The sequence below is a fragment of the Pseudoalteromonas sp. A757 genome, assembly GCF_004103285.1.
Classification (GTDB): Bacteria; Pseudomonadota; Gammaproteobacteria; order Enterobacterales; family Alteromonadaceae; genus Pseudoalteromonas; species Pseudoalteromonas galatheae.
The window spans coordinates 183,000-206,104 of record NZ_QNQN01000068.1 but is presented as its reverse complement, the minus strand read 5'-3'; the positions used below and the strand labels follow the sequence as shown (position 1 = coordinate 206,104).

Below are 23,105 nucleotides of genomic sequence, written 5' to 3'. Positions count from 1 at the left end.
GAATTTAAAAAGGGCTATGCGTAGGTAGCCCTTTTATTTGTTTAGCACCACCAGCTGTCTAATTTGTCCCCAATAAGCTGAGCTCTCCAGCCTAGAGCGAGGTCCGGCCTCATCAGCAACTGTTTTTCTTCTGGTGATTTTTTCCACGACCAGCTGATCACTTGGTTTATTTGTTTCTTTGAGGCAAACACATCAACCGGAATATTATTATCCTCGGCAACGTTAGCAACCACATGTTTGATATCCTTACAGGCTGCTTTATAACCTTTAAAGTCGATGAGTCTTCTTACGCGTTGTGGACAATTTTGTTCACTCACCTCTTTTGCTTTTTCTATACAGGCGAGAATTTCTTTACCTGAGCGATTGACTTCCATGGGCTCAACACCCGGAACATTGCGTAAACTACCCAGTGAGCTTGGACGACGTTTGGCAATCTCCACCATATTATGTTCTTTTAGCACAAAATTGAGTGCTAAGTTTTTTTTCTCTGCTTTGGCTCTGCGCCATGCTGCAAGTTCTTTCAGGGTGGCAAGATCTCTAGGCTTGAGCTGCCATACGTTTTTAACATCAAGGTAAAGAACTTCATCTGGCTGGCGGAAACTTCGCTTTTGAGCGAGCAACTCACTTTCTTGAAGCACTATGTTAAATAGCTGCTTTTCATTTACTCGCGTCTGAATAGTCTCAAAACATGGCAGTAAATGATATACATCGGAGGCGGCGTAATCTAATTGGCTCTGAGTTAGAGGGCGGCGTAACCAATCTGTTCTGGATTCACTTTTGTCAATATCTACGTCTCTAAGTTGCTTCACCATATTAGCAAAACCAATACAACTACCCTCACCTAACAACTGTAAAGCAAACTGGGTATCGAATATTGGTGATGGGATAAAACCTGCGAACTTTAGAAATACTTCGATATCTTCCGAAGGAGAATGGAGTACTTTTAAAACACTAGTATCTGAAAATAATGTCCAAAGCCTACTAAAATCTATATCGGCTAATGGATCGATAAGAGCAAGGTGGTTACCATCAAAGATCTGTAATAGAGCAATTTCTGGGTATAGGGTGCGGCGACGCATGAATTCGGTGTCGACGGCGAGCACTTTGGCTTTCGAAATAGACAAGACAAATTCATCTAGTGCTGTTTGGCTTTCAATAACTTGATACTGCACTGTTACTCCCATGCAATTTACATAACTAGCCATATCACGCTAGTTATAAAAAAGCCGGCTAGTGCCGGCTCTATTTGTTATTCTTTTAACGCTCTACGCAGTATTTTACCAACATTAGTCTTTGGCAGTTCATCTCTAAACTCAACTAGCTTTGGTACTTTATAGTTCGTTAGATTATCTCGGCAATGTGCAATTATATCTTTTTCTGTTAAAGATGGGTCTTTTTTAACAATAAAAACTTTAACTTGCTCACCACTAACCTCATGTGGCACGCCAACCGCCGCAACTTCTAATACGCCTTCGTGCATAGCAACGACTTCTTCGATTTCATTAGGGAAAACGTTAAAGCCAGACACTAAGATCATGTCTTTTTTACGATCAACGATGTAGAAGAAACCGTCATCATCATAAGTAGCGATATCACCCGTTGCAAACCAGCCATCTTTTAAACATTCGGCAGTTGCGTCTGGGCGATTGTAGTAACCAGCCATCACTTGTGGGCCTTTAACACATAGTTCACCGGGTTCACCTTTAGGGGTTTCATTGCCATTGTCATCTATGATTTTAATATCAGTGCTTGGGGCCGGTAAACCAATAGAACCATTGTAGGCTTCTAGATCGTGCGGACAGATAGTAACTAGCGGAGCACATTCTGTAAGGCCATAACCTTCCATCAGTTTTGATTTTGTGACTTTCTGCCAACGTTCAGCGACAGGGCGTTGTACAGCCATACCCCCGCCTAGAGACATTTTCAGGGTTGAAAAGTCGAGGTCGGCAAACCCCGGTGTGTTTAATAATCCATTAAATAATGTGTTTACACCTGTGATAGCGGTAAATGGAACCTTTGCTAGCTCTTTTACAAACGCAGGCATATCACGTGGGTTGGTAATCAAAATATTGTGACCACCGTACTTCATAAAGGTTAGGCAGTTCGCTGTAAGTGCAAAAATATGGTAAAGCGGTAAGGCCGTAATAACGACTTCCTTTCCCTTATCTAACACCGTGTCTAAACAGCCTGAAACTTGTTCTAGGTTTGCTACCATATTGCCATGAGTTAGCATTGCGCCTTTAGATACGCCAGTTGTACCGCCAGTATATTGCAAGAAGGCAAGATCGCTCAGAGACACTTCTGGTTTACTGTATTTTGCGGGGTTTGCTGCAATTACTTGTTTGAAAGGGATTGTATTTTGCAGGCTGAAGTCCGGTACCATTTTCTTGAAGTGCTTAACAACGAAGTTAACTAAATGCTTCTTAAAGCCACCTAACATGTCACCAATCTCAGTGAGCACTACGTGTTTCACACTTGTCTTTGGCAATGCTTGCTCAAGGGTATGGGCAAAATTCGCAAGTATAAAGATAGCTTTTGACTCTGAGTCATTCAGCTGGTGCTCCAATTCGCGTACCGTGTACAGCGGGTTGACATTCACAACAGTACAACCAGCACGCAGTACCCCTAAAATGGTAACTGGGGTTTGTAATAAGTTTGGCATCATGACTGCAACTTTATCGCCTCGGCCAAGCTTCAATTCGTTTTGTATATAACTAGCAACTGCTTTGGTTTTTTCATCAACTTGCTGATAAGTCAGTGTCTTACCCATATTGGTATAGGCCGGATACTGGGCATAATCTGCGAAACTTTTTTCAAATAATTCAAGCAATGAGTTGTAATGCTCTGGGTCGATAGTTTCAGGCATACCTTCTGGGTAGCGCTTAAGCCAGATTTTTTCCACTCTTAGCTCCTGTGTTCTCGTTATTTTTATATTCACCTTAAACCATAAACGATGTAAGGCACTTTAACAATTGAGCAAATACTCTAAAAGCGCCATATTCCCACAATATCTGAGGATTTACAATCTAGATGCTGTTGAAACGTGGGCTTTAATGCTCTTTGTGAACTTTTCGTTCCATGATTAGTTTATTCTTTACGCTCCTTGGGTTGTAAACGATGTTCTGTTGCTGTCTTGGTGCGCTTCAATTAGCTTATAGCAAATTTCTGGGTTTTCCATATGGCAATGGTGGCCGCCAGGCATTTTCTCAAGCTTAAGTGAGTCGAAACAGCTCTTAAATTGATTATATTGTCTGACAATCATGTCATATCCTTGTTCCGCTAAAACCAGTAAAGTTGGAACAGATATCCCGTTGAGTGCTGATTTTGCTTGGGCGATGGAATATCTAAATCCAGAGTGATGCTTTAGCCGTGGGTCCAATCTAAGCTGCACGCCATCAGTATGCGACAGAGTATTTCTTGCCATAAGCATCGCTGCTATTTCTACAGAAATATCACTGACTTTACTGCGCAGTTGCGCAAGCGTATTTATATCAGGATAAACCCTTGGTTCAGATTGTTTTAATTTATCTCGAGAATTAAACGCATTAATGAGCTGGGTTTTGGTATCACTCTCTGAGGTGCTCACTATCCCTATGCCCTCAATTATAACCAAAGATAAACAACGTGTTGGATAACAACTAGCAAATAAGTTAGCTATCATCGCTCCCATAGAATGACCAACAATATGGCACGTTTGGATCTGTGCTAAATCTAAAAAACATTTCAGATCATAAACATAGTCTATAAAGTAATAAAAGGCATCCGTGCTTTTCCAATCTGATCGTCCGTGGCCGGGTAAGTCAAGCGCAATATGAGAATATTTTTCATTGCCAAATGACGCAAGCGGCACAAAACTGTTGCTGTTATCTTGCCAACCATGAAGGTAGACCACAGTTTGATCCCCCTCTCCCCAGCTTTGGTAGGAGAATGGCCCGATTTTTTGTTCTTTTATCGCATCTATAGACATCGATTAATTCTTTTAGTGTTCATTGTATCATCATTGATTTATCATCTTACCGTGACATATTTGAACTTACTACTTTGATTTGTTGAAAATATTTTTAATTTGAACACAGCTACCTTTCGGGTATGCAAGTAGCGAGGTTCGAACAACAGGTTTCTATTTAGAAAAGTACACGGGAATAACAATGAAATTCAAAACTGGTCTTTTGGCCTCATTTGTTGGGTTAGTATTTGCGGCTCCGACACTGGCTGCTCCAAAAAATATCATTTATATGATTGGCGACGGCATGGGCCCAGCTTATACCACTGCCTATCGTTATTTTAAAGATGACCCTTCCACGAAAGTTGTTGACCCAACGGTTTTCGACTCTATTTTGGTTGGTATGGCGCATACCTACCCAGACGACGACACGGTTGTAACAGACAGTGCTGCAGGTGCAACCGCTCTGAGTACAGGAACTAAAAGCTATAATGGCGCAATTGCGGTAGACCCCCATAAAGAACATTTGGAAACGATGCTTGAAGTGGCGAAAAGAAAAGGTAAAACAACCGCGCTTGTTGCAACATCGCAAATCAACCATGCAACACCTGCAAGTTTCGCGTCTCATAATGAATCGCGTCGTAACTATGACGACATTGCCAATGATTACATCGACAATAAAATCGCAGGAAAACTACCCGTAGATCTTATGCTTGGTGGCGGCACTAAATACTTCATTCGTGAAGATAGAAACCTAGTTAATGAATTTAAAGACGCAGGTTATCAATACGTTGATGCTTTATCCAAGCTTGAAACGCTAAATAAAATTCCTGCTATGGGTCTGTTCGCAGAAGTAGGTCTGCCATTCGCAATTGATGAAGAGCCGCAGCGCCTAACTAAAATGACTAAAACGGCGCTATCATTATTGGAAAATCAAAATGATAAAGGCTTCTTCTTAATGATTGAAGGTAGTCAGATTGACTGGTGTGGACATGCTAATGATATCGCTTGTGCTATGCATGAAATGGACGACTTTGCAAAGTCAATTAAGCTGGCAAAGACTTTTGTTGATAACAATCCAGACACTATCTTGGTGATCACAGCAGATCACTCTACCGGCGGATTAACGCTTGGTGCGAATGGTCAGTATCGCTGGGAACGCGATGTGATCGCTAAAGTGAAAGGTTCAGCGGGCGAAATTGCAAAAGCACTTGCAAAGGCAAAAGACGTTAAAGCAACATGGCAAGAGCTCACTGGTCTTGAGTATGACAGTGCGACTGAGCTAAAAGTAAAAGAAGCACTATCACAAGGTCCAAAGGCGCTTAGCATTGTCGTTAAAGAGGCAATTAGTGATGCATCTTTCACTGGTTGGACAACGGGTGGTCACACCGCTATCGATGTACAAGTGTTTGCCCATGGTAAAGGTAAAGAAGCGTTCATTGGCTCGCAAAATAATACCGCAATTGCGGATAAACTGATTGGATTTATTAAAAAGTAGAAATCTTCATCTACTATTTCAAACAAAGAAGGTCAGCATTTGCTGACCTTCTTTGTTTTATAGTTTTGGATGAGATAATATACCAATTAGCCTTAATACTTGCTCAATTTGAAGGAGCAAATCTGACGCTAACGGCGTTAAAAATTTCTCATTTAGAACAACTAAATAGCAAAATTTTTGTCATGCCTACATGGATGCAGGTACCTTAGCGATAGCAGGACGCGGTAGCGGTGTATCGACAAGATTTTCTTGCCTCAAAATAGACCACTTAATTAAGTGAATTGGTATTACGCGTAAACAGAAACGCCAATCATACTTTTTATCTCATCTCGTCTTGCTTCCGTTGCAATTGCTTTGTATTCACTAATTGCCTGTCCAGTACGAAAGTTAGGGCGGTCGTAGATAGTCGAACGTTGCTGCGACTGGAACTGCTCCACCAACGCAATGCCCTTTTCACTGGTTTTGATCTGTGCGGTATTGAGCTTCGCCGTATTTCCGTCTTCAATAGCAGGGCTCACGGCCTTTTTAGGCTGTGGCTTTACTTGGTAAGTACCAGCTTGTTGAATGATTGAATTTAGTTTCACGTTCTAGCTCAATAAATACGATATGCTTGTATAAAAATACGCCTTTATTCTCGACCTGGCAACTTTTTCCACGTCACAGTATCCCTCACATATTGCGGCTGGGCGTCAGCCGCATCCACAGATAAGCCTTGTGTGAAACTATCGTCGGCTATAAACAGCATGTAATAAGCGTCTGGTAATGTGATATTGTCAATGATTTCGCAGTCAAGCTGTGTAGCAAGCTCTGAGAATGCTTGCCATCCTGTACCAACACCTGCCGCACCACTCGATGTAAAGTCGATATTTTCAGGCGTAATAACTGTTTCTTCGGTGCTTGGTTGAATAACACCACAAGTTTCCCCGTTGTATTGGCATAGGTAGATCTCACCCATACGTGCATCTATTGCCGACACTACGCTGGACTTGCCTGCTTCCATGTATGCCTGTTGCGCCATCGCCTGCAAAGTTGAAACACCAACCAACTTAAGACCTGAAGAATATGCTAAGCCTTGCGCAACTGCTGTACTTATTCTCACCCCTGTAAAGCTGCCAGGCCCACGTCCAAATACAATGCCATCCAGCTCACTAAGAGTGATATCGGCTTCGCGTAAGATACGTTCAACTAAGGGAAGTATCTTTTGACTATGCTGCTGTGGGCAAACCTCGAAGTGGCGAATAAACTTGCCTTCATAGTGCAATGCAATACTGAGTGCTTCGGTGGAGGCATCTATGGCCAACAGGTTATTTTTCATTTTTATCAATATTCTCTAAAAATCGAATTGCCTTGTTTAAGTCTCTCGTGCGAGACATATCAGGCAAACTACTTAAAAACGTCTGGCCGTATTTTCTCGTAACTAAGCGATTATCGCAAATAATCAGTACACCTTTATCGTTAGCATCACGAATTAATCGCCCAACCCCCTGTTTCAGCGCGATTACAGCTTGGGGGAGTTGTATTGCATCAAAGGGTTCTAATCCACGCATTTCAGCGTCGCGCATACGAGCTTGCAACAAAGGGTCATCTGGTGAAGCAAATGGTAGCTTATCAATGACAACACAACTCAAAGTGTCACCTCTCACATCCACGCCCTCCCAAAAGGAGGCTGTACCAAGTAGTACGGCGTTTCCATGCCGAATAAATTGTTCGAGTATTATCCGTTTAGATGCTTGCCCTTGCATAAAAATGGGATATTGCAGCGCCGTATTCAGTCCTTCGTAGACTAAATGCATCGCGCGATAACTGGTAAAGAGTAAAAATGTACGCCCTTTTGCCGCTTCAATCACTTGCTTTGCAAGCTTTACCAGCGCATGTGGCATTAGGTCGTCACGGGTCTCTGGTAGATAGCGTGGCAGGCATAACAAGGCTTGTTGCTTATAGTCAAATGGGCTCTCAACAATAAATTGTGAGGTCGGTTTGAGCCCTAGGCTACGACTGAAGTGCTCAAGGGAATTATCGACGGATAAGGTGGCGGAGGTAAATACAAAGCTTGCCTCAGTGGTTTTGACAATTTGTGCAAACTTACTTGATACATCAAGCGGCGTGATATGAATAGATAAAAAGCGTCTTGTGGTTTCGAACCAGTAACTAAATCCGGTTTGGCTGGTATCAAAGGCACGTTCAAACTGGCTTTTAAAGGTCATGACCTTTTCAAATGGGTGTTCTATTTTTTCACTTCTATCCAGACAAAGTTTGAGTACCTTATAGAGAAAGTCTAAGTTAGCTATCACTCGATGCATGGCATCGCAAATCGGTTTATTCGCCAGCGCTTCACGCCAATCACCACGAGCACCATCGCCACCAAATACCAAACGCAAATCGGCGACACTGGTTTCCAATTTATTGAGTGTTTTGCCAAGTTGTAACATATCTGGAATATCAGCGCGGTAGATCACCCTCAAATCGTTAATAAGCGCCTGCAAAGCTTTAGTGCTGATAGTCTCACCAAAGTAGTCACTGGCAATTTCCGGTAATTGATGTGCTTCATCGAAGATATAGCTATCCGCGGTTGGCATTAGCTCTGCAAAGCCTAAATCTTTTACGGCCATATCGGCAAAAAATAAATGATGGTTGATCACCACAACATCGGCATCGACTGCCTTTAATCTTGCCTTTCGGATATAACAGTCTTCGTAGTCTGGGCACTCTTTCCCTAAACAGTTATCTGCAGTTGAAGTAACGTAGGGTAATACCTTTGCGTCTTCTTCGATACCAACACAGTCGGCTAAGTCTCCACTGTGTGTTTCAGAAGCGAACTTTGCAACCATAGCAAGTTGGTGCATAACATCTGGGTCGTCGGTTGGCACATGGCTCAAATGCTGTGACAAGCGATAAGGGCAAAGGTAATTGGCTCTACCTTTTAGCAAAGTGACTTTTTTACCACTGCCAAGCACCTTTTTTAGGGTCGGCACGTCACGATGGAATAATTGCTCTTGCAAGGCCTTAGAGCCGGTAGAGACGATGACTTTACCTTTAGACTGAAAGGCAGGAATGAGATAAGCAAATGTTTTCCCCGTCCCTGTTCCTGCTTCGGCGATGCATTGTCCACCATTTTGTATAGTTTCTTCTACCGCAATTGCCATATCAATTTGGGGCTGCCTTGGTTGATAGCCCGGGAAATGCTGGGCTAAAGGCCCCGTAGAAGAGAAAGTCGTAGATACAGCCAAAGTAATGTAGTTTACAAACAGACAGGTCGCGAAATTGTATGTGGCTAAGCATCAAATCGCAACCGCTGTTTGGCAATAACTGAGAGTGGATACCAATTGAATTAATTATCTAATCAATTTGAAGGGTGAAATAGCATATTAGCTTCGTTAAAAACTTTTCATTTAGAACAACTAAATAGCAAAATTTTTGCCTAGCTACTAAAGCTATTTCCCCGCTTCGAAATAGATCATTTACTTAATACAACTGGTATTACCTGTTAAGTTGTCGTTTAATCTTGATCATACCCACCCCACAAATAGTGAGATATACGAGATATAAAGCGATGCGGTTAGTCCAAGTAGATTCTGGCGAAGGCATGACAACACGCAAGTAATCATTCAAAACCAACATACCGACGCCGACAATGATTGCTGTCAATTGAAAGTGGCGGTGATTGGCTGAAGAAATGGTAAACAAGGAAACTAGGAGTAGTACAAGGCTTAAGTAAAATGCTAAGACAGCCATACTACCAGGTACAACACTCGGGGCTAATGCTAGCACAGACAGACCTACAACAAAGCAACCTATGAGATTCTTCACTGATTTATTTAACATATTATTTCTCCCTAAATAAACGACCAGTTTGACTGGAAAATTATATCCTAAGAGGTTTATTGTAAGGAGCTTCTCGAATATAAAGTGGGTGAGCCGAGCTTGCGCTTTCAATCAGGCTAATCAAAGGTTTGTTTAATATGGTACTGCCACAGTTAATAGGTTGTTCGCTATTCAGGCCCATGTATCTAGATTCTCACCCTTATGTTCTTCGTGAGATTTTTCCTCCTCATCCTCTTCATCTTCACTTTCTTTAATTTTTTCATGCTCAGCAGCTTGGCGTTTAAGTTCGACATCTGTTTTGAGGTCTTTCTTAATTTTTTCAATCTTATAGTGCTGTACACCAGCTACATGAAATGCAGACTTATGTGCGACATCAAGTCTTACGATAGGGGCTAAAAAGGGTTTGAATGCATCCATATGATCCTCCACTAACCTGCTGTTGATATTGCTTATTATCGGCTGTTATAAGCTATTCTTTAATTTGCGTTAAAAAATGATTGCCAAGTAGAACAAAATTATGTTTATCTATAAATGAACTTTTTGAACAGCAGATATATTACAAAGGTAACATCATGCTAATGACACTGACAGCAATTCATCATCACCATCATCATACGGGATAACCTGTCAGGTATTTCGCTGGTGGGTTATTCCTTAAAGGAACCTCCGGCGAAACAAAAAGTATAGTCAAAGTTTATTTCGCCCCGAGGTTCCGCCTCGGGGTTTTTCGTTTAAAGAATTAGGAAATAAATAATGAGTAACAATAATCGTTTAAGAATCGCAATCCAAAAATCAGGCCGTCTTTCAAAGGATTGCCAAGCCCTACTCAAACAACTAGGTGTAAAACTAAATCTACGTGAACAGCGTCTAATTGCACACTCTACCAACATGCCTATTGATGTACTTAGAGTGCGTGATGATGATATACCGGGTCTTGTAATGGACGGCGTTTGTGATTTAGGCATTGTTGGCGAAAATGTTTTAGAAGAAGCGCAAGCTGAGCGTGTGCGTAACGAGCAGTTTGCTGAAGTCACTAAGCTTTCAAAATTGGACTTCGGCTTTTGCCGTTTAGCGCTGGCGTGGCCACAAGAGCTAGGTCTACAGGAAAAAGCCTGGTTTAACGGCAAACGCATCGCAACCACCTACCCTGAGATTTTAAAGCAATATCTAAAACGTGAGAACATTGATGCTAGTGTGGTCATGTTAACAGGCTCGGTAGAAGTTGCACCTCGAGCAGGTCTCGCTGACGCCATTTGTGACCTAGTATCAACCGGTGCAACGCTCGAAGCTAATGGCCTTATGCAAGGCGATACTATCTTAGAATCGAATGCTTGCCTCATTCAAAATGCAGCATTGACTGACCAAAGTAAGCTTGCGCTAATCGATAAGCTAATGCCACGCCTTAAAGGGGTGAAACAAGCAAAAGAAAGTAAGTACATCATGATGCATGCACCAAAGAACAAGTTAGATGAAGTATGTGCACTTTTACCAGGTACCGGCCAACCAACTTTGCTTGCACTTGCTGGCAGCGATGAATATGTTGCACTTCACATGGTCAGCTCTGAGACTCTGTTTTGGGAGACAATGGAAGAGTTAAAGGCGCTTGGCGCTAACTCCATTCTGGTTATGCCAATTGAAAAGATGATGGAGTAATACCATGTTTGATTGGCAGTTAGCCACCAGCGAGCAACGCATAGAATGCTTGAGCCGTCCTGCGGTCAAAGTGGGTGACAAGGTAAAAGCGGCAGTTGAAACGATAATCGAAAACGTCGCTCGCAACGGCGACAACGCACTTATTGATTATGCTGAGCAATTCGATGCTCGCGTCAGCCCCAGAATAAGAGTGACAGAAACAGAGATCGCCGACAGCGAATACGCGTTAGCGCCAGAGCTGAAAAGTGCTATTGACCTAGCTTATAGCAACATTAAAAAGTTTCACCAGTTGCAGCTACCACAAAGCAAGACAGTTGAGACTCAGCCGGGTGTGATCTGCGAGCTTAGATATCAAGCGATAGAAGCTGTAGGCTTATATGTACCTGGTGGTAGCGCTCCTCTACCTTCTTCTGTATTGATGCAAGGTGTTTGCGCGCAGCTAAGCGGTGCCAAAACAATCGTGTTAGCAACCCCAGTTAAAGGTGATAGTCAGATAAACCCTGCGATTTTGTATGCAGCTAAACTCTGTGGCATTACTGACATTATTGAATGTGGTGGTGCTGGAGCAATTGCTGCGATGGCTTTAGGTACCGACAGCGTACCAAAAGTGAATAAGATTTTTGGCCCAGGTAATAGCTTTGTTACGATGGCAAAACAGTTACTTTCTCAGTCAGTGCCTGGACTTGCGATTGATATGCCTGCAGGCCCTTCAGAGGTGTTAGTGATTGCAGATAAAGGGGCTAATCCAGAATTTATCGCAGCCGATCTACTTTCTCAAGCGGAGCACGGTGAAGACTCGCAAGTCATATTATTAGCATCTGATAGTCAGCTTATCGAAGAAACTCAAGCTGCAATCGAGCGCCAACTCGGCGAACTTAGCCGCGCTGATATTGCCAGAGCTGCGCTTAAAAATAGCACGCTTGTTTTAGTTGAGAGCATAGAGCAAGCATTTGAGATCTCAGCAGAGTATGGACCAGAACACCTTATCTTACAGATAAGAGATGCTGAATGCTTCCTGCCGCTAGTAAAAAACGTGGGCTCAGTGTTTGTCGGTGACTATACGCCAGAGTCAGCAGGTGACTATGCTTCAGGCACCAACCATGTACTGCCAACCTATGGTTATTCAAAAACCTACTCAAGTTTAAATCTGATGGATTTTTATAAGGCTTACACAGTACAAACCATCACAAAAGAGGGCCTGCGTGGTTTGAGCTCTGCCATTTTACCTCTGGCACAAGCTGAAGGTCTAGACGCTCACGCGAATGCTGTTAAAGTAAGGTTGGAGAATATTAATGACTAGTATTGCGTTACCTAATAACATCGAAAAACTAAAGGCTTACAGCTCTGCAAAAAGCGAAAAGCTGACAGGCACAACATGGCTTAACGCCAATGAAAGTCCATACGCTCGTATGCTTGAAATGCGTTTTGATAACTTAAATCGTTACCCTGATCCGCAGCCACAAGTCGTAATAGGTGCCTATGCGAGCTACGCAAAAGTCGAGCAAACAAATGTGCTGATGACTCGTGGCGCAGATGAAGGGATTGAACTTTTAGTTCGAACTTACTGCGAGTCAGCCAAAGATAGCATTGCGATTTTTACTCCTACCTATGGAATGTATAAAGTTACGGCTGACACTCATAACATTGCGATTAATGAATTAAGCCAAGATCAGCTTGCCAATGACGATGTGGATACACTAACCGCTGCAATTGGCGAGGCTAAACTTGTCTTCGTCTGTAATCCAAATAACCCAACCGGTGCAATGCAACCTGCCAGCAAAGTTGCAGCACTTGCAGGTAAGCTTCAAGGCCGTACAATTTTGGTCGTTGATGAAGCCTATATTGAGTTTTGTGAAGAAAAAACCTGTGTCGAGCTAATCAAAGAGTTCTCAAATGTCGTCGTGCTGCGTACGCTATCTAAAGCGTTTGCACTAGCGGGACTTCGCGTTGGCTTTATGTTAGCAAGTGAACAACTATTGGCACCGGTGAGAAAAGTGATTGCGCCCTACCCTGTTTCTACAGTCGTGGCACAAATTGCAGCAACTGCGTTAACGCCAGACGCATTAACTCAGATGCGTCGCCAAGTCTCTATTTTGAACCTAGCAAAAAAGAAGCTTATACAATGGCTACAAGACAGCGAATTCGTAAGCGCAATATTATGTGGCGAAGGCAACTTTGTTACTTTACAGCTAACCGACAAACAGTTTGTAAAGCAAGCGATGCTCCAAGGTTTAATCATGCGGCCATTTGTGCTGTTTGGCGAGGACAATTGGCTGCGCATCTCTATCGGCAACGAGCAGGAATTAAAACAAGTAGAAAATTGGCTGAAACAATGCCAAGTCACTGAGGAAGTATCATGAGCGCCCCGTATTTATTCATCGACCGCGATGGCACTATTATCGAAGAGCCAATAACCGATAAACAAGTAGATAGTCTAGAGAAGCTAGCACTATTACCTAATGTGATCCCTGCGTTATTACAATTACAGTCATTTGGTTATAAATTAGTGATGGTATCTAACCAAGATGGCCTCGGCACAAGTAGCTTCCCTAAAGCAGATTTTGATGCGCCTCAAGATAAAATGATGCAAATACTAACAAGCCAAGGGATCCGTTTCGAAGAGGTATTGATCTGCCCTCATTTTGATGAAGACAATTGCCAATGTCGTAAACCTAAAACTGGATTACTCACCGAACTGATGCGCTCGGGCAAAGTGGACCTTAGCAAATCGTTTGTTATTGGGGATAGACAAACGGATATTCAGCTTGCAGAAAACCTCTGCATTGAAGGTATTCTCTACAAAGATAACTGGCCTGCTATTGTGACGCAGTTAACCACCTTAAATCGCAGCGCACAAATTGCCAGAAATACCAAAGAAACGCAGATTTCGGTGGCGATAAATCTAGACCAACAAGCCAATGGGGAAATTTCGACGGGGCTTGGTTTTTTTGACCACATGCTAGATCAGATCAGAACCCACGCCAACCTTGGCCTGAATATTCAGGCGAAAGGTGACTTACACATAGACGAACACCACCTCGTAGAAGACATCGGGATTGCTCTTGGTCAGGCTTTTAAGGCCGCGCTTGGCACAAAATCACAAATCGCACGTTATGGCTTTGCGTTGCCGATGGATGAATGTAAAGCAGAATGTCAGTTGGACTTATCTGGACGCGCATCTTTTGTACTCAATGCTGATTTTACACGAGATAAAGTGGGTGACTTGGATGTACAAATGGTTGAGCATTTCTTCAAGTCATTTGCGGATAATGCGGCTGTGAGTTTAATTCTGAGCGTCAGTGAAGGTAATGCCCATCACCAAGTTGAAGGCTTATTCAAAGCGTTTTCTCGTGCTATTCGTATGGCAATTGCAACGGATGCGTCACAGCAAATGGCAAGTTCTAAGGGGTGTTTATGATTGCAATTATTAATACCGGTTGTGCCAATATTAATTCAGTGCGTTTTGCATTTGAGCGCCTTGGTGTTACACCAGAAGTGATCACTGCACCGGAGAAACTAGCCAGCTTTGAACGAGCAATTTTACCGGGCGTAGGCCATGCCAATGTGGCAATGAAGCGTTTAAATGAGCAAGGCTGGGCAGAGGCGATAGCTGACTATCAACGGCCTTTGATGGGTATTTGCTTAGGGATGCAGCTGCTTTGTCAATCGACAGAAGAAGGTGATATTCCGTGCTTAGGTCGCATTCCGGGTAAGGTTGAGTTATTAGAGACTAACGAGTTAACAGCACCGCACATGGGCTGGAATAATCTCCGAGTGGTGAAGCCCCATGCGCTCACGGCAGGACTCAGTGAACAAGAGCAAGTGTATTTTGTGCACAGTTTTGCGCATACCATCAATCAATCGACACTGGTTTCGGGTGAGTACGGTCAAGCGTTTTCTGCGATTGTTGCAAACGACAATTATGCTGGCATGCAATTTCACCCTGAGCGCAGCGGCAAGGTTGGTGCGCAGCTTTTACAAAACTTTATTAATTGGCAGCTATAAAAGGACGAACAATGATTATTCCCGCTTTAGATGTATTAGAGAACAATATTGTTCGTTTGTATCAAGGCAAGTACGAAACTGCACAGTTTTACCCATTTAATTTAGCGGAGCGTTTACTTGAATACCAAAATGCAGGTGCTGCAAAGCTCCATTTGGTGGATTTAGAAGGTGCTCGAGACCCGAGCAAAAAGCAATGGCGCACCATTCAGGCAGCGACTAAGGCTTTATCTGTACCCTTTCAAGTAGGCGGTGGTATTCGCAGTATGGACGACGTAAAGCAATGGCTAGATGCCGGAGCCGCCCAAGTGGTGATAGGCTCGATGGCGGTAGATAAACAGCAAGAAGTTGCAGCATGGATTAAAGCATGTGGCGCCGATAAATTTGTGATAGCACTTGACGTGAACAAAACTGAAAATGGCTGGTCTCCTGCTACTCACGGCTGGCTCAATGATGCGAAAAGCGATCTATTCGAGCTGTTAGATTTTTATGTAGAGCAAGGTGTAAGCGACTTTTTATGCACAGATATCAGTAAGGATGGCACGATGACAGGTCCATCGTTTGCATTATACGAAGACATCACTAAGCATAACAGTGCAATTAAAGTACAAGCATCAGGGGGCGTGAGCTCTCTTGAGGATATTGCACGGCTTGCGAAACAACAAGTAGGTGGAGTAATACTTGGCAAATCGCTACTTGAAGGTGTTTTTAGCGTTGAGGAGGCCTTAACATGCTATCAAAACGCATAATTCCTTGTTTAGACGTAAAAGACGGCCAGGTTGTCAAAGGTGTTAAATTCCAAGGCCATGAAGTGGTTGGGGATATTCTTGATCTCGCCAAGCGTTATAGTGAGGCCGGTGCTGATGAACTGGTGTTTTATGAGATCAGTGCCAGCGTTGAAAAGCGTTTGCTTGATGTGAATTGGGTAGCTGAAATTGCTAGACATATTGATATACCATTTTGCGTAGCTGGTGGGATTAAATCGGTGGCTGATGCAGCTCGAGTGCTTGAGCAAGGTGCAGATAAGATCTCCATTAATAGCCCTGCCATTGCAAGGCCTGAACTCATTAAAGAGTTACATGATGAATTTGGTAAGCAATGTGTGGTTGTAGGCGTAGACAGCTTTTATGATAAGCAAACTCAAGAATATTTAGTATACCAGTTAACTGGCGATCCGAATGCGTCAAGTCGTACTCGATACAAAACGCAAGAATGGGTCAAACGAGTTCAAGATCTTGGAGCCGGAGAGATTGTACTTAATTGTATGAATCAAGATGGCGTGCGTAATGGCTATGACATAGCGCAGCTCAGCGCGATTAGAACATTGTGTAAAGTGCCACTTATCGCCTCTGGCGGCGCAGGCAGTATGCAAGACTTTGTTGATGTATTTAAACAAACTGATGTCGATGGTGCTTTGGCTGCAAGTGTGTTCCATAAAGGTGTGATTGAAATTCCAAAGCTCAAGCAGTTCTTAATAAATAATGATGTGGCAGCACGACAATGATAATTAATAAACAAAACATAGCAGAAGTAGATTTTGATAAATCAGCACTCATTCCCGCTATCGTACAAGACGTATTAACCGGGGTAGTGTTGATGCAAGGCTTTATGAACAAAGAAGCCCTTGAAGTGACACTAGAAAAGCAACTTGTGACTTTTTATTCGCGTTCTAAATCGCGTCTTTGGACCAAAGGTGAAACTTCAAATAATGTGTTAACTTTGGTGGAAGTGCATACCGATTGTGATAAAGACAGCCTGCTGATTTACGCAAAGCCACAAGGTCCAACTTGCCACCTTGGCAGCGAAAGTTGCTTTGCGGATACCATGCCAGAGCTTGCATTTTTAGGCAAGCTTGAGCGAGTGATTGCCCAGAGGAAAAATGCATCCCCTGAAAGTAGTTATACCGCTTCTTTGTTTGCAAAAGACTTAAGCCGTAGTTGTCAAAAGGTCGGAGAAGAAGGTGTTGAAGTGGCACTGGCGGCGATGAAAAACGACAACGAAGAGTTGCTCAATGAGTCCGCAGACTTACTGTATCATCTTATTGTCTTATTACAGAGACAAGGGCTTACGCTCAGTGATGTGGTCAATACGCTAAAAGATAGGCATAAGTAATTTGCGCTTTGGGTAAGTAATCATTTCACCTATCTTTTCGTTGGCTTGTTCCGACATCGTGCCGTAACAAGCCAACTTACTATATTTGGGATAAATCTGTAATTAGATCAACTCCTATTCATATAAATAAGGTAAACTTCTCATAGTCTTACAACTATGCAGTGGCAAAATATTAGTCTAACTTTAATGGTGCTATTGCGAACAGTATGGAACGGTTTATGAAAACAAGATTACTCGCTCTAATGTTGGCAGGGTTGACAGCTGTCGGATGTTCAACACTGACTCCTGAGCAACAAGAAAAGCTTGATGATATGTCGGGGTGTGAAAAGCTAAATACGCTTCTAAGTGCATCTTCAAATGGGTTTTCTGCGCTTAAAGGCGCTGAAGTTGGTACAAAGTTGATTAACTCTTGGCAGGCAAAAGCACATCTAGTTGGCAACAAGTGTCAAATTATAGAAAGTACTTTAGGTAAAACAAAATATACCTGTTCAGAACAGTTCAAAGAGTACGAAAACGCAGTAAAAATTCATAACTATGCGCAAGGTCTTGCAAAGCAGTGTTTAGATCCCTCTTGGGTGGGTGATAGCCAGAAAAGTGGTGACCTGATGCGTACGCAAATTATGTCACCGAGCTCGACCAGCAAAATCGCAATTGAACTAGGCAAAGGTCTTGATAAAGTCACGCCATGGATAGTTACGTTTAATGTAACTGAGAAATAAAATCCAAAACGCGGAGAAAAACCCTGCTTCTCCGCTTATCGATTGATTAGCTGAATTAGTTCAGATTAGCATTCCACGCGTTTTCGACTTCCTTCAACTAATCTGATTTAGCTTGGATAGATTCTACATTAGGTTGCTAATTTCGACTCTATATCTTAATTTCTTCATTCCATCGTCACACAAAAACCGCACACTCTGGTGTACTTATTATGTGGATGTATGCATTATTGTGACCAAACCGAATATTTTTCTCATCAATTTAGACTCTTGTACGGATAGACTAGCAGAGTCTACTTCTCAATTTGATAAATTCTCACTCCCCTTTGAAAGGGTTAGCGCAGTAAAAGGAGCAGAGCTGAACGCAGATGTATTAGACGCGAGCTATTGTAAGAAAAAAAATGCTAAACAGTATTTTCGCCCTTTAACGCTAGGAGAGATAGGTTGTTATCTAAGTCACATGAAAGCACTAAGCAGAATTGTTGAGTTAAAACTCCCCTATGCTTTTATTTTTGAAGATGATTTTCAACTACACGACGACTTAGCACAGATAGACCAAATGATTGCTTCACTGCCATTTGAGTGGGATATGATCAAGCTATTCCAGTCTCAGAAGAACAAAAGAACTCCGATTGCAAGCTTCCCGCTAAACAAATCGCTATCGTTATTTATGCAAAATAAAGTACCTGCAGGAACGGTTGCTCAGCTTGTAAGTCTTAAGGGGGCAGAGAAAATATTATCCAAATCAATTCCTTTTGGTAGGCCGATCGATATTGATTATCAACATTTTTGGGAAAAAGAGCTGAGTGTATTCGTAATGAGTCCTTGTCCTGTCAGCCATGGCGAAAAGTTTGCTAGTACCATAGATAGAGCACCAAGCGTTACAGGAGCAAAGCGGTATTTTTTGCGCAAACAGTTGCTCCAGATAAATAAATTTATAAAAAATAAGTTTTATCGAAGTTTAGTTCTCAAACGCTATCATCATCATTTCTAACTACACAGTGTGAAAACCGCTGTATGCCTTTTAACCGATGGGGTCGATGGCTGTACATAATAGAGAAAAATTCGTGTTAAAAGTGTAATTTATGAGAAGACTTCTGAAAAAGATATGCTAGTATCTAAGATTATTGCAATAAGATTAACTTTTTGCTTAAACCATTAATAATAACAACGTTGAGGGAGCACAGACGTGTCTATAGAAATCAACTTTGAACTCTCTGATTCAGATCTAGAACACTTCCGTGGAATGATGAAAGCTGCTATCGAAAAAAGTGGCGATGTGAGTGATGCCGAAATCATTGCTAAAGCGCGAGATTTAGTGGCAACAATGGAAAAATCCAACCTTCCTGAATTTGTTAGTACTCGTCTAATTTCATTACAAACGCTAATTGATGCTGTGTTAGATGAAGAATGGCAAATGCCTGAAGATGAAAAGCGAGAGATCATGGCTTCTCTTGCTTATTTCAGTGAGCCAGAAGATATCGTTCCAGATCATATCCCTGTACTGGGTTATGTGGATGACGCCATTATGATTGAACTTGTATTGCAAGAATTGTCACTAGACTTAAAAGCATACCGTGAATTCTGTGGCTTTAGAGCTACTGAAGAAGCAAGGCGTGGTGATAACGCCAAAGTAGACCGTGAAAGCTGGCTAGCAGGTACACGCTCTCAGATCCGCTCTTCTATGCGTAGAGGCCGCTCTAAGAACCGTTCACGCTTCTTCTCTCGCATTATGTAAGTTAAGTTGTTCTAAGTTAAGCTAATTGCGACTGAGCTTAGGACTACGGATTTAAAAGGGCTGATAGTTATCAGCCCTTTTTGATTAGGCATTATTTTATTTCATTTGGGTGAGAAACACCCATCCATGCTTTATAAAGTAATGCTTGCTCGTTTGATGGGTTTGGCATGAATGTTATTTTTTTAGGCTTATCATGGTCACGGTCAAGCTTGATTTTGGTATTCATTAACTTATCTCGACGGATAAAATCTATTGTGATTGTTTGACCTGGCTCGAAGTTTTCTAAGCTTGTTTTTAAATCTTTACGAACATGGTGCTTATCAAATGCAACGATAAGATCCCCTGCTGTTAACCCCGCTTGCCATGCATTTCCTTCACGAGCCACATGGGTCAGCTCCAGTAATTCACCCTTTTGCCTTGCCATACCATCTAAGCCAGCAATCACTTTTGCCGACTCTGGATAACCATAAACAAGCCCTACTTTGTCGAATAATTTGTCAAAATCTATGTTCGCTGGCGTATCAACATATTCATTCCACCAAGCACTATAGTCTTGGTCTGTGAGCTCTTTTAGGATGTTTTTAACATCTTCGCTGGTGAAGCTGTGTGGCAGTTTGTGCTGTTTGTAAAGCGCTTTATGAACGTCACGGTAGCTAATTTTTCCGTTTGACTTTGCGAGTAAGTCAATATCAAGCGCCATGGATACCAACGCCCCTTCTGAATAGATATTGGTGCTGTAATTTATCCCGTGATCGCCACCTTGATTGATCCATTTATCAAAGCTCGTTGCTGCGACTGACTGAATATGACGACCAGGAGTTTTCAAGTGGCGGTTAACACGCTTAGTCAGCATGTTAAGATATTCATCATTGGTGGTGATCCCTGCGCTTAGCAGTAAATAATCCTCAAAGTAGCTGGTTGAGCCTTCTGCTAGCCACAATAAATCAGTGTAGTTTGGTGCGACGTAATCATAAGGAACCATACCTGCTGGGCGATAGTTTTTGACATTCCACGTGTGAATGAACTCATGTGCTGCTGTAGAGATAAAACCAATGTAATCATCTCTTTCTTTAAAACTGTCTCTATGTCTTTGAATAATCGTCGAGTTTAAGTGCTCTGTTGCCCCTCGTGCACCACTGGTTGCATGCACCATAAAGACATAACGGTCATAAGGATAGTCGTGCCAAATGAGCGTGCCGGTTTGAACGAGTTTTTTAAGATCAGCGAGCATTTGTTCAACGTCATAGTTGCCGTCGCCCCAAATAACTAATTCATATTTACGGCCATCTACCTCAAACTTATGCAGCTGATTAATGCCAGTTTCAATAGGGGAATCTAACAATATGTCATAGTTATCGGCTTTGAAGCTGTGTTTTGAATCGGCAAAGTCCATACCGGAAACAGAGCGCCAGCCTTTCGGAACATTGAGCTCAACAGATACAGGCTCAGATCTGAAAGATTCACTAAACATCAAAAAGCCAGATGCATCAATAAAGGCGTGGGTGTCGTCTATGTGTCTGGCTCGAAGACCTAACTCATTGGCATAAATCTGGTATTTAACCGTCAGTTCGGTCGGCTCGCTAAGGTGTACACGCCATGTGCTTTTATCAATTTTTTCCCATTTTTGTACTTGCCCGTTTTGAGACTTGGCGTCAAAAAAGCGTACGCCATTGGCTAAATCCAATATCTCGTAGCGACCTGTGCGCCAATCTGGGAGTTGCACATCAATGCTTGACTGTGAGGATTTTGGAAACTTTACTTCCACTTCTGCAAGGTGATGCTGTGGTTGCGTAATTGAAATACGGTAGTCGACGTCAGCATAAACACTAAATGTTGCTGTACATGCTAAGGCAATAAGACTTTTCTTCATTATTATTTGTCGGTAATTCGAGATATGATCAATTTACCAAATCAGCAACTTACACGCTAAGTAATATCGATGAGTAAACAGCAAACTCCGATACGTTACCACGTTAAATTTCTGCACATAACGACCTAATTTGTTGTAGACTTAATAACTAAGAGATTATTTTATGATTGGAAATCTGTGACTGACAATGCCTTAATGCTCGAGCAAAAATTAAAGCAAGCCATAGAGGCTAGAAAAACGCTTGAGGATGCAAGAAAACAACAAGTAGAACTTCTAACTCAGTTTGCTGCAAAGTTATCTCTCGCCTGCAAAGGGCAAGATGTTTCGCTTGATAATCAGCTGGCTAAGTTTCGTACTGTGCTTAATAAAGGTGTTGATTTTGAGCAGCTAGCGCCGTTTATCGATGGTATCTCTGAGCCATTGAAGTCTCAAGAAGTGACCAACTCCAATAACCAAAAAGCGTTGCAAGTAGCGATTCAACAAAGCGGCAAGTTGCTGCAAAAGCTTAAAGGCCTGCCAAATGAATCACGCAGAAAGTTGCGTCATTTGTTAGATGTTGAACTTGAAGAAATTAACTCCACTAATGCTTACATCCCAGTGCTAGAGTCTTTAGTTTCAATCTATCACACCGTTTTGCAATCTAAAGTAGAAGTTAGGGAAGAAACCGGCGATGGCCGTCATCCTGAGTTAGCTGCAGAGCTTCAAGCTTTAATCAACGAATTAATTTTCGAAGACGAAGTGATAGAAAAGGTTAAAGAGATCCGGGCAAGCGTTGCTGACGATGACAGTTTAGATAATTTATATTCTGCAGCGACAGAGATCATTAAAATTATTGCGCAAACGATTGCCAAAGAACGCCAATCTGCGCAAGGCTTCTTAGTTTCTTTAAATCAGACACTAGAAGAGCTACATCGTTCTATTGTTGAAACAACAGCACGTTCAAAATCAACATCTAAAGAGCTGCAATCGTTAAACAATAAAATTGAATCAAAAATTCAGAACTTAAATCAGCAAACCCAAAACGCCAGCTCAATAACAGAACTTAAGGCCTTGGTCGATAATGAGTTGAAGCTATTGAGTGCAGATTTGATAGCGCGTGAAAAACTCGAAAAAAATGAGCGAGAGGCGCTGCTAGACTCCTTTGATGCAATTAATAATCGAATTAACATTTTAGAATCTAAAGTTTCAAATTATAAAAAACGGCTCAGTGAACAAAAATTTAAAAGCTTACTGGATAGCTTAACCAAATTACCAAATAGAGCCGCGTTTGATGAGCGCCTAACCCATGAAATGCATTTATTTGAGATTAATGACTCAGATGTGACTCTAGTTGTGATCGACGTCGATCACTTCAAGTCAATCAACGACCGCTATGGACATAGCGCGGGCGACAAAACATTACAGGTGATCGCAAGAGCGCTTAAAAAGTCTATCAGGAAAAGCGATTTCATCGCACGTTACGGCGGTGAGGAATTTGTCTTGCTAATGCCGGGGATGCCATTGACTCATGCGCAAAAACCGCTTGAAAAAGTCAGGCAAGTCATTAAATCTATACCATTCAAATTTAAAGAAAAAGAAGTCGAAATTACGATTTCTCTCGGCGCTACTCAGTTTGTCAAAGGGGATACAGCGCTCAGTGCCTTTGACCGAGCCGATGCTGCGCTTTATGAAGCGAAGAACAGCGGGCGAGATAGGCTATGTTTTAAGTAAATAGAGTTAACTTGGGTAAAGGCTGAGTGGCGAGCTTTTAT

At 42.2% G+C, this 23,105-nt stretch carries 22 protein-coding genes; 13 read left to right on the top strand and 9 right to left on the bottom strand.

The genetic code is table 11. From position 1 onward, the window contains the following. Window positions 1-41 precede the first annotated feature (41 nt). From rnd to DRB05_RS11785, 3 genes are all read right to left on the bottom strand, one after another. Window positions 42-1,172, bottom strand: coding sequence for a ribonuclease D (gene rnd / locus DRB05_RS11795; protein WP_128727121.1), 1,131 nt, complete (start codon window positions 1,170-1,172; stop codon window positions 42-44). A 77-nt stretch (window positions 1,173-1,249) separates the two neighbouring features. Continuing rightward, window positions 1,250-2,902 (bottom strand): long-chain-fatty-acid--CoA ligase FadD, encoded by a 1,653-nt coding sequence (gene fadD, locus DRB05_RS11790; RefSeq protein WP_128727120.1) that lies wholly within the window; start codon window positions 2,900-2,902, stop codon window positions 1,250-1,252. Between the two features lie 192 nt (window positions 2,903-3,094). After that, entirely contained in the window at window positions 3,095-3,967 is an 873-nt protein-coding gene (locus tag DRB05_RS11785; protein WP_128727119.1) for an alpha/beta hydrolase, read from the bottom strand. Window positions 3,968-4,148: 181 nt separating this feature from the next. On the opposite strand from DRB05_RS11785, the gene DRB05_RS11780 reads away from it, so the two are divergent. Beyond that, the gene (locus DRB05_RS11780) at window positions 4,149-5,441 is read left to right on the top strand and encodes an alkaline phosphatase (protein WP_128727118.1); all 1,293 of its coding nucleotides are present in this window, start codon (window positions 4,149-4,151) and stop codon (window positions 5,439-5,441) included. A 287-nt stretch (window positions 5,442-5,728) separates the two neighbouring features. Here DRB05_RS11780 and DRB05_RS11775 read toward each other — a convergent pair whose 3' ends face one another. The 5 genes from DRB05_RS11775 to DRB05_RS11755 form a co-directional block, all read right to left on the bottom strand. After that, a complete protein-coding gene (locus tag DRB05_RS11775; protein WP_128727117.1) occupies window positions 5,729-6,025 on the bottom strand; it encodes a hypothetical protein in 297 nt (98 codons plus the stop codon). 44 nt (window positions 6,026-6,069) lie between these two features. Next, window positions 6,070-6,756, bottom strand: coding sequence for a tRNA (adenosine(37)-N6)-threonylcarbamoyltransferase complex dimerization subunit type 1 TsaB (tsaB, locus tag DRB05_RS11770; protein ID WP_128727116.1), 687 nt, complete (start codon window positions 6,754-6,756; stop codon window positions 6,070-6,072). After that, the gene (locus tag DRB05_RS11765; protein ID WP_128727115.1) at window positions 6,746-8,584 is read right to left on the bottom strand and encodes an ATP-dependent DNA helicase; all 1,839 of its coding nucleotides are present in this window, start codon (window positions 8,582-8,584) and stop codon (window positions 6,746-6,748) included. Before DRB05_RS11765 ends, tsaB begins: the two co-directional genes overlap by 11 nt. A 334-nt stretch (window positions 8,585-8,918) precedes the next feature. Beyond that, on the bottom strand, window positions 8,919-9,263 hold the full coding sequence (locus DRB05_RS11760; protein WP_128727114.1) for a hypothetical protein: 345 nt from the start codon (window positions 9,261-9,263) through the stop codon (window positions 8,919-8,921). 171 nt (window positions 9,264-9,434) lie between these two features. Next, window positions 9,435-9,680, bottom strand: coding sequence for a hypothetical protein (locus DRB05_RS11755; protein ID WP_128727113.1), 246 nt, complete (start codon window positions 9,678-9,680; stop codon window positions 9,435-9,437). Window positions 9,681-10,016: 336 nt separating this feature from the next. Between DRB05_RS11755 and hisG the strand changes: the two genes are divergently transcribed. The 11 genes from hisG (at window position 10,017) to DRB05_RS11700 (ending at window position 19,484) form a co-directional block, all read left to right on the top strand. Beyond that, window positions 10,017-10,916: an ATP phosphoribosyltransferase gene (gene hisG, locus DRB05_RS11750; RefSeq protein ID WP_128727112.1), complete on the top strand. Its 900-nt coding sequence runs from the start codon at window positions 10,017-10,019 to the stop codon at window positions 10,914-10,916. A gap of 4 nt (window positions 10,917-10,920) precedes the next feature. Continuing rightward, a complete protein-coding gene (gene hisD / locus DRB05_RS11745) occupies window positions 10,921-12,216 on the top strand; it encodes a histidinol dehydrogenase (protein ID WP_128727111.1) in 1,296 nt (431 codons plus the stop codon). Beyond that, window positions 12,209-13,276, top strand: coding sequence for a histidinol-phosphate transaminase (hisC, locus tag DRB05_RS11740; protein WP_128727110.1), 1,068 nt, complete (start codon window positions 12,209-12,211; stop codon window positions 13,274-13,276). Before hisD ends, hisC begins: the two co-directional genes overlap by 8 nt. Next, complete coding sequence (gene hisB, locus DRB05_RS11735; RefSeq protein WP_128727109.1) at window positions 13,273-14,334, top strand: bifunctional histidinol-phosphatase/imidazoleglycerol-phosphate dehydratase HisB; 1,062 nt, start codon at window positions 13,273-13,275, stop codon at window positions 14,332-14,334. Before hisC ends, hisB begins: the two co-directional genes overlap by 4 nt. Beyond that, entirely contained in the window at window positions 14,331-14,921 is a 591-nt protein-coding gene (hisH, locus tag DRB05_RS11730) for an imidazole glycerol phosphate synthase subunit HisH (protein ID WP_128727108.1), read from the top strand. The genes hisB and hisH overlap by 4 nt, the downstream gene beginning before the upstream one ends. A gap of 11 nt (window positions 14,922-14,932) precedes the next feature. Beyond that, window positions 14,933-15,667: a 1-(5-phosphoribosyl)-5-[(5-phosphoribosylamino)methylideneamino] imidazole-4-carboxamide isomerase gene (locus DRB05_RS11725; RefSeq protein ID WP_128727107.1), complete on the top strand. Its 735-nt coding sequence runs from the start codon at window positions 14,933-14,935 to the stop codon at window positions 15,665-15,667. Beyond that, on the top strand, window positions 15,649-16,422 hold the full coding sequence (gene hisF, locus DRB05_RS11720) for an imidazole glycerol phosphate synthase subunit HisF (protein ID WP_128727106.1): 774 nt from the start codon (window positions 15,649-15,651) through the stop codon (window positions 16,420-16,422). Before DRB05_RS11725 ends, hisF begins: the two co-directional genes overlap by 19 nt. Continuing rightward, a complete protein-coding gene (gene hisIE / locus DRB05_RS11715) occupies window positions 16,419-17,030 on the top strand; it encodes a bifunctional phosphoribosyl-AMP cyclohydrolase/phosphoribosyl-ATP diphosphatase HisIE (RefSeq protein ID WP_128727105.1) in 612 nt (203 codons plus the stop codon). The genes hisF and hisIE overlap by 4 nt, the downstream gene beginning before the upstream one ends. A gap of 218 nt (window positions 17,031-17,248) precedes the next feature. Beyond that, complete coding sequence (locus DRB05_RS11710) at window positions 17,249-17,749, top strand: hypothetical protein (protein ID WP_128727104.1); 501 nt, start codon at window positions 17,249-17,251, stop codon at window positions 17,747-17,749. Between the two features lie 211 nt (window positions 17,750-17,960). After that, the gene (locus DRB05_RS11705; protein WP_240036240.1) at window positions 17,961-18,740 is read left to right on the top strand and encodes a glycosyltransferase family 25 protein; all 780 of its coding nucleotides are present in this window, start codon (window positions 17,961-17,963) and stop codon (window positions 18,738-18,740) included. Between the two features lie 195 nt (window positions 18,741-18,935). Next, window positions 18,936-19,484, top strand: a complete 549-nt coding sequence (locus DRB05_RS11700; protein WP_128727102.1) for a YkvA family protein — start codon at window positions 18,936-18,938, stop codon at window positions 19,482-19,484. Between the two features lie 91 nt (window positions 19,485-19,575). Here the strand turns inward: DRB05_RS11700 and DRB05_RS11695 are convergent, their stop codons facing one another. Then, window positions 19,576-21,354 (bottom strand): PDZ domain-containing protein, encoded by a 1,779-nt coding sequence (locus DRB05_RS11695; protein ID WP_128727101.1) that lies wholly within the window; start codon window positions 21,352-21,354, stop codon window positions 19,576-19,578. A 177-nt stretch (window positions 21,355-21,531) separates the two neighbouring features. Here DRB05_RS11695 and DRB05_RS11690 point away from each other — a divergent pair, with 177 nt between their 5' ends. After that, on the top strand, window positions 21,532-23,064 hold the full coding sequence (locus DRB05_RS11690) for a GGDEF domain-containing protein (protein ID WP_128727100.1): 1,533 nt from the start codon (window positions 21,532-21,534) through the stop codon (window positions 23,062-23,064). Window positions 23,065-23,105 lie beyond the last annotated feature (41 nt).

Bases quoted from the DNA above. Each gene is read 5' to 3' on its own strand.
- DRB05_RS11785 (WP_128727119.1), bottom strand. From the start codon at position 3,967: ATGTCTATAGATGCGATAAAAGAACAAAAAATCGGGCCATTCTCCTAC.
- DRB05_RS11780 (WP_128727118.1), top strand. From the start codon at position 4,149: ATGAAATTCAAAACTGGTCTTTTGGCCTCATTTGTTGGGTTAGTATTT.
- tsaB (WP_128727116.1), bottom strand. From the start codon at position 6,756: ATGAAAAATAACCTGTTGGCCATAGATGCCTCCACCGAAGCACTCAGT.
- DRB05_RS11765 (WP_128727115.1), bottom strand. From the start codon at position 8,584: ATGGCAATTGCGGTAGAAGAAACTATACAAAATGGTGGACAATGCATC.
- DRB05_RS11760 (WP_128727114.1), bottom strand. From the start codon at position 9,263: ATGTTAAATAAATCAGTGAAGAATCTCATAGGTTGCTTTGTTGTAGGT.
- DRB05_RS11755 (WP_128727113.1), bottom strand. From the start codon at position 9,680: ATGGATGCATTCAAACCCTTTTTAGCCCCTATCGTAAGACTTGATGTC.
- hisG (WP_128727112.1), top strand. From the start codon at position 10,017: ATGAGTAACAATAATCGTTTAAGAATCGCAATCCAAAAATCAGGCCGT.
- hisD (WP_128727111.1), top strand. From the start codon at position 10,921: ATGTTTGATTGGCAGTTAGCCACCAGCGAGCAACGCATAGAATGCTTG.
- hisC (WP_128727110.1), top strand. From the start codon at position 12,209: ATGACTAGTATTGCGTTACCTAATAACATCGAAAAACTAAAGGCTTAC.
- hisB (WP_128727109.1), top strand. From the start codon at position 13,273: ATGAGCGCCCCGTATTTATTCATCGACCGCGATGGCACTATTATCGAA.
- hisH (WP_128727108.1), top strand. From the start codon at position 14,331: ATGATTGCAATTATTAATACCGGTTGTGCCAATATTAATTCAGTGCGT.
- DRB05_RS11725 (WP_128727107.1), top strand. From the start codon at position 14,933: ATGATTATTCCCGCTTTAGATGTATTAGAGAACAATATTGTTCGTTTG.
- hisF (WP_128727106.1), top strand. From the start codon at position 15,649: ATGCTATCAAAACGCATAATTCCTTGTTTAGACGTAAAAGACGGCCAG.
- hisIE (WP_128727105.1), top strand. From the start codon at position 16,419: ATGATAATTAATAAACAAAACATAGCAGAAGTAGATTTTGATAAATCA.
- DRB05_RS11710 (WP_128727104.1), top strand. From the start codon at position 17,249: ATGAAAACAAGATTACTCGCTCTAATGTTGGCAGGGTTGACAGCTGTC.
- DRB05_RS11695 (WP_128727101.1), bottom strand. From the start codon at position 21,354: ATGAAGAAAAGTCTTATTGCCTTAGCATGTACAGCAACATTTAGTGTT.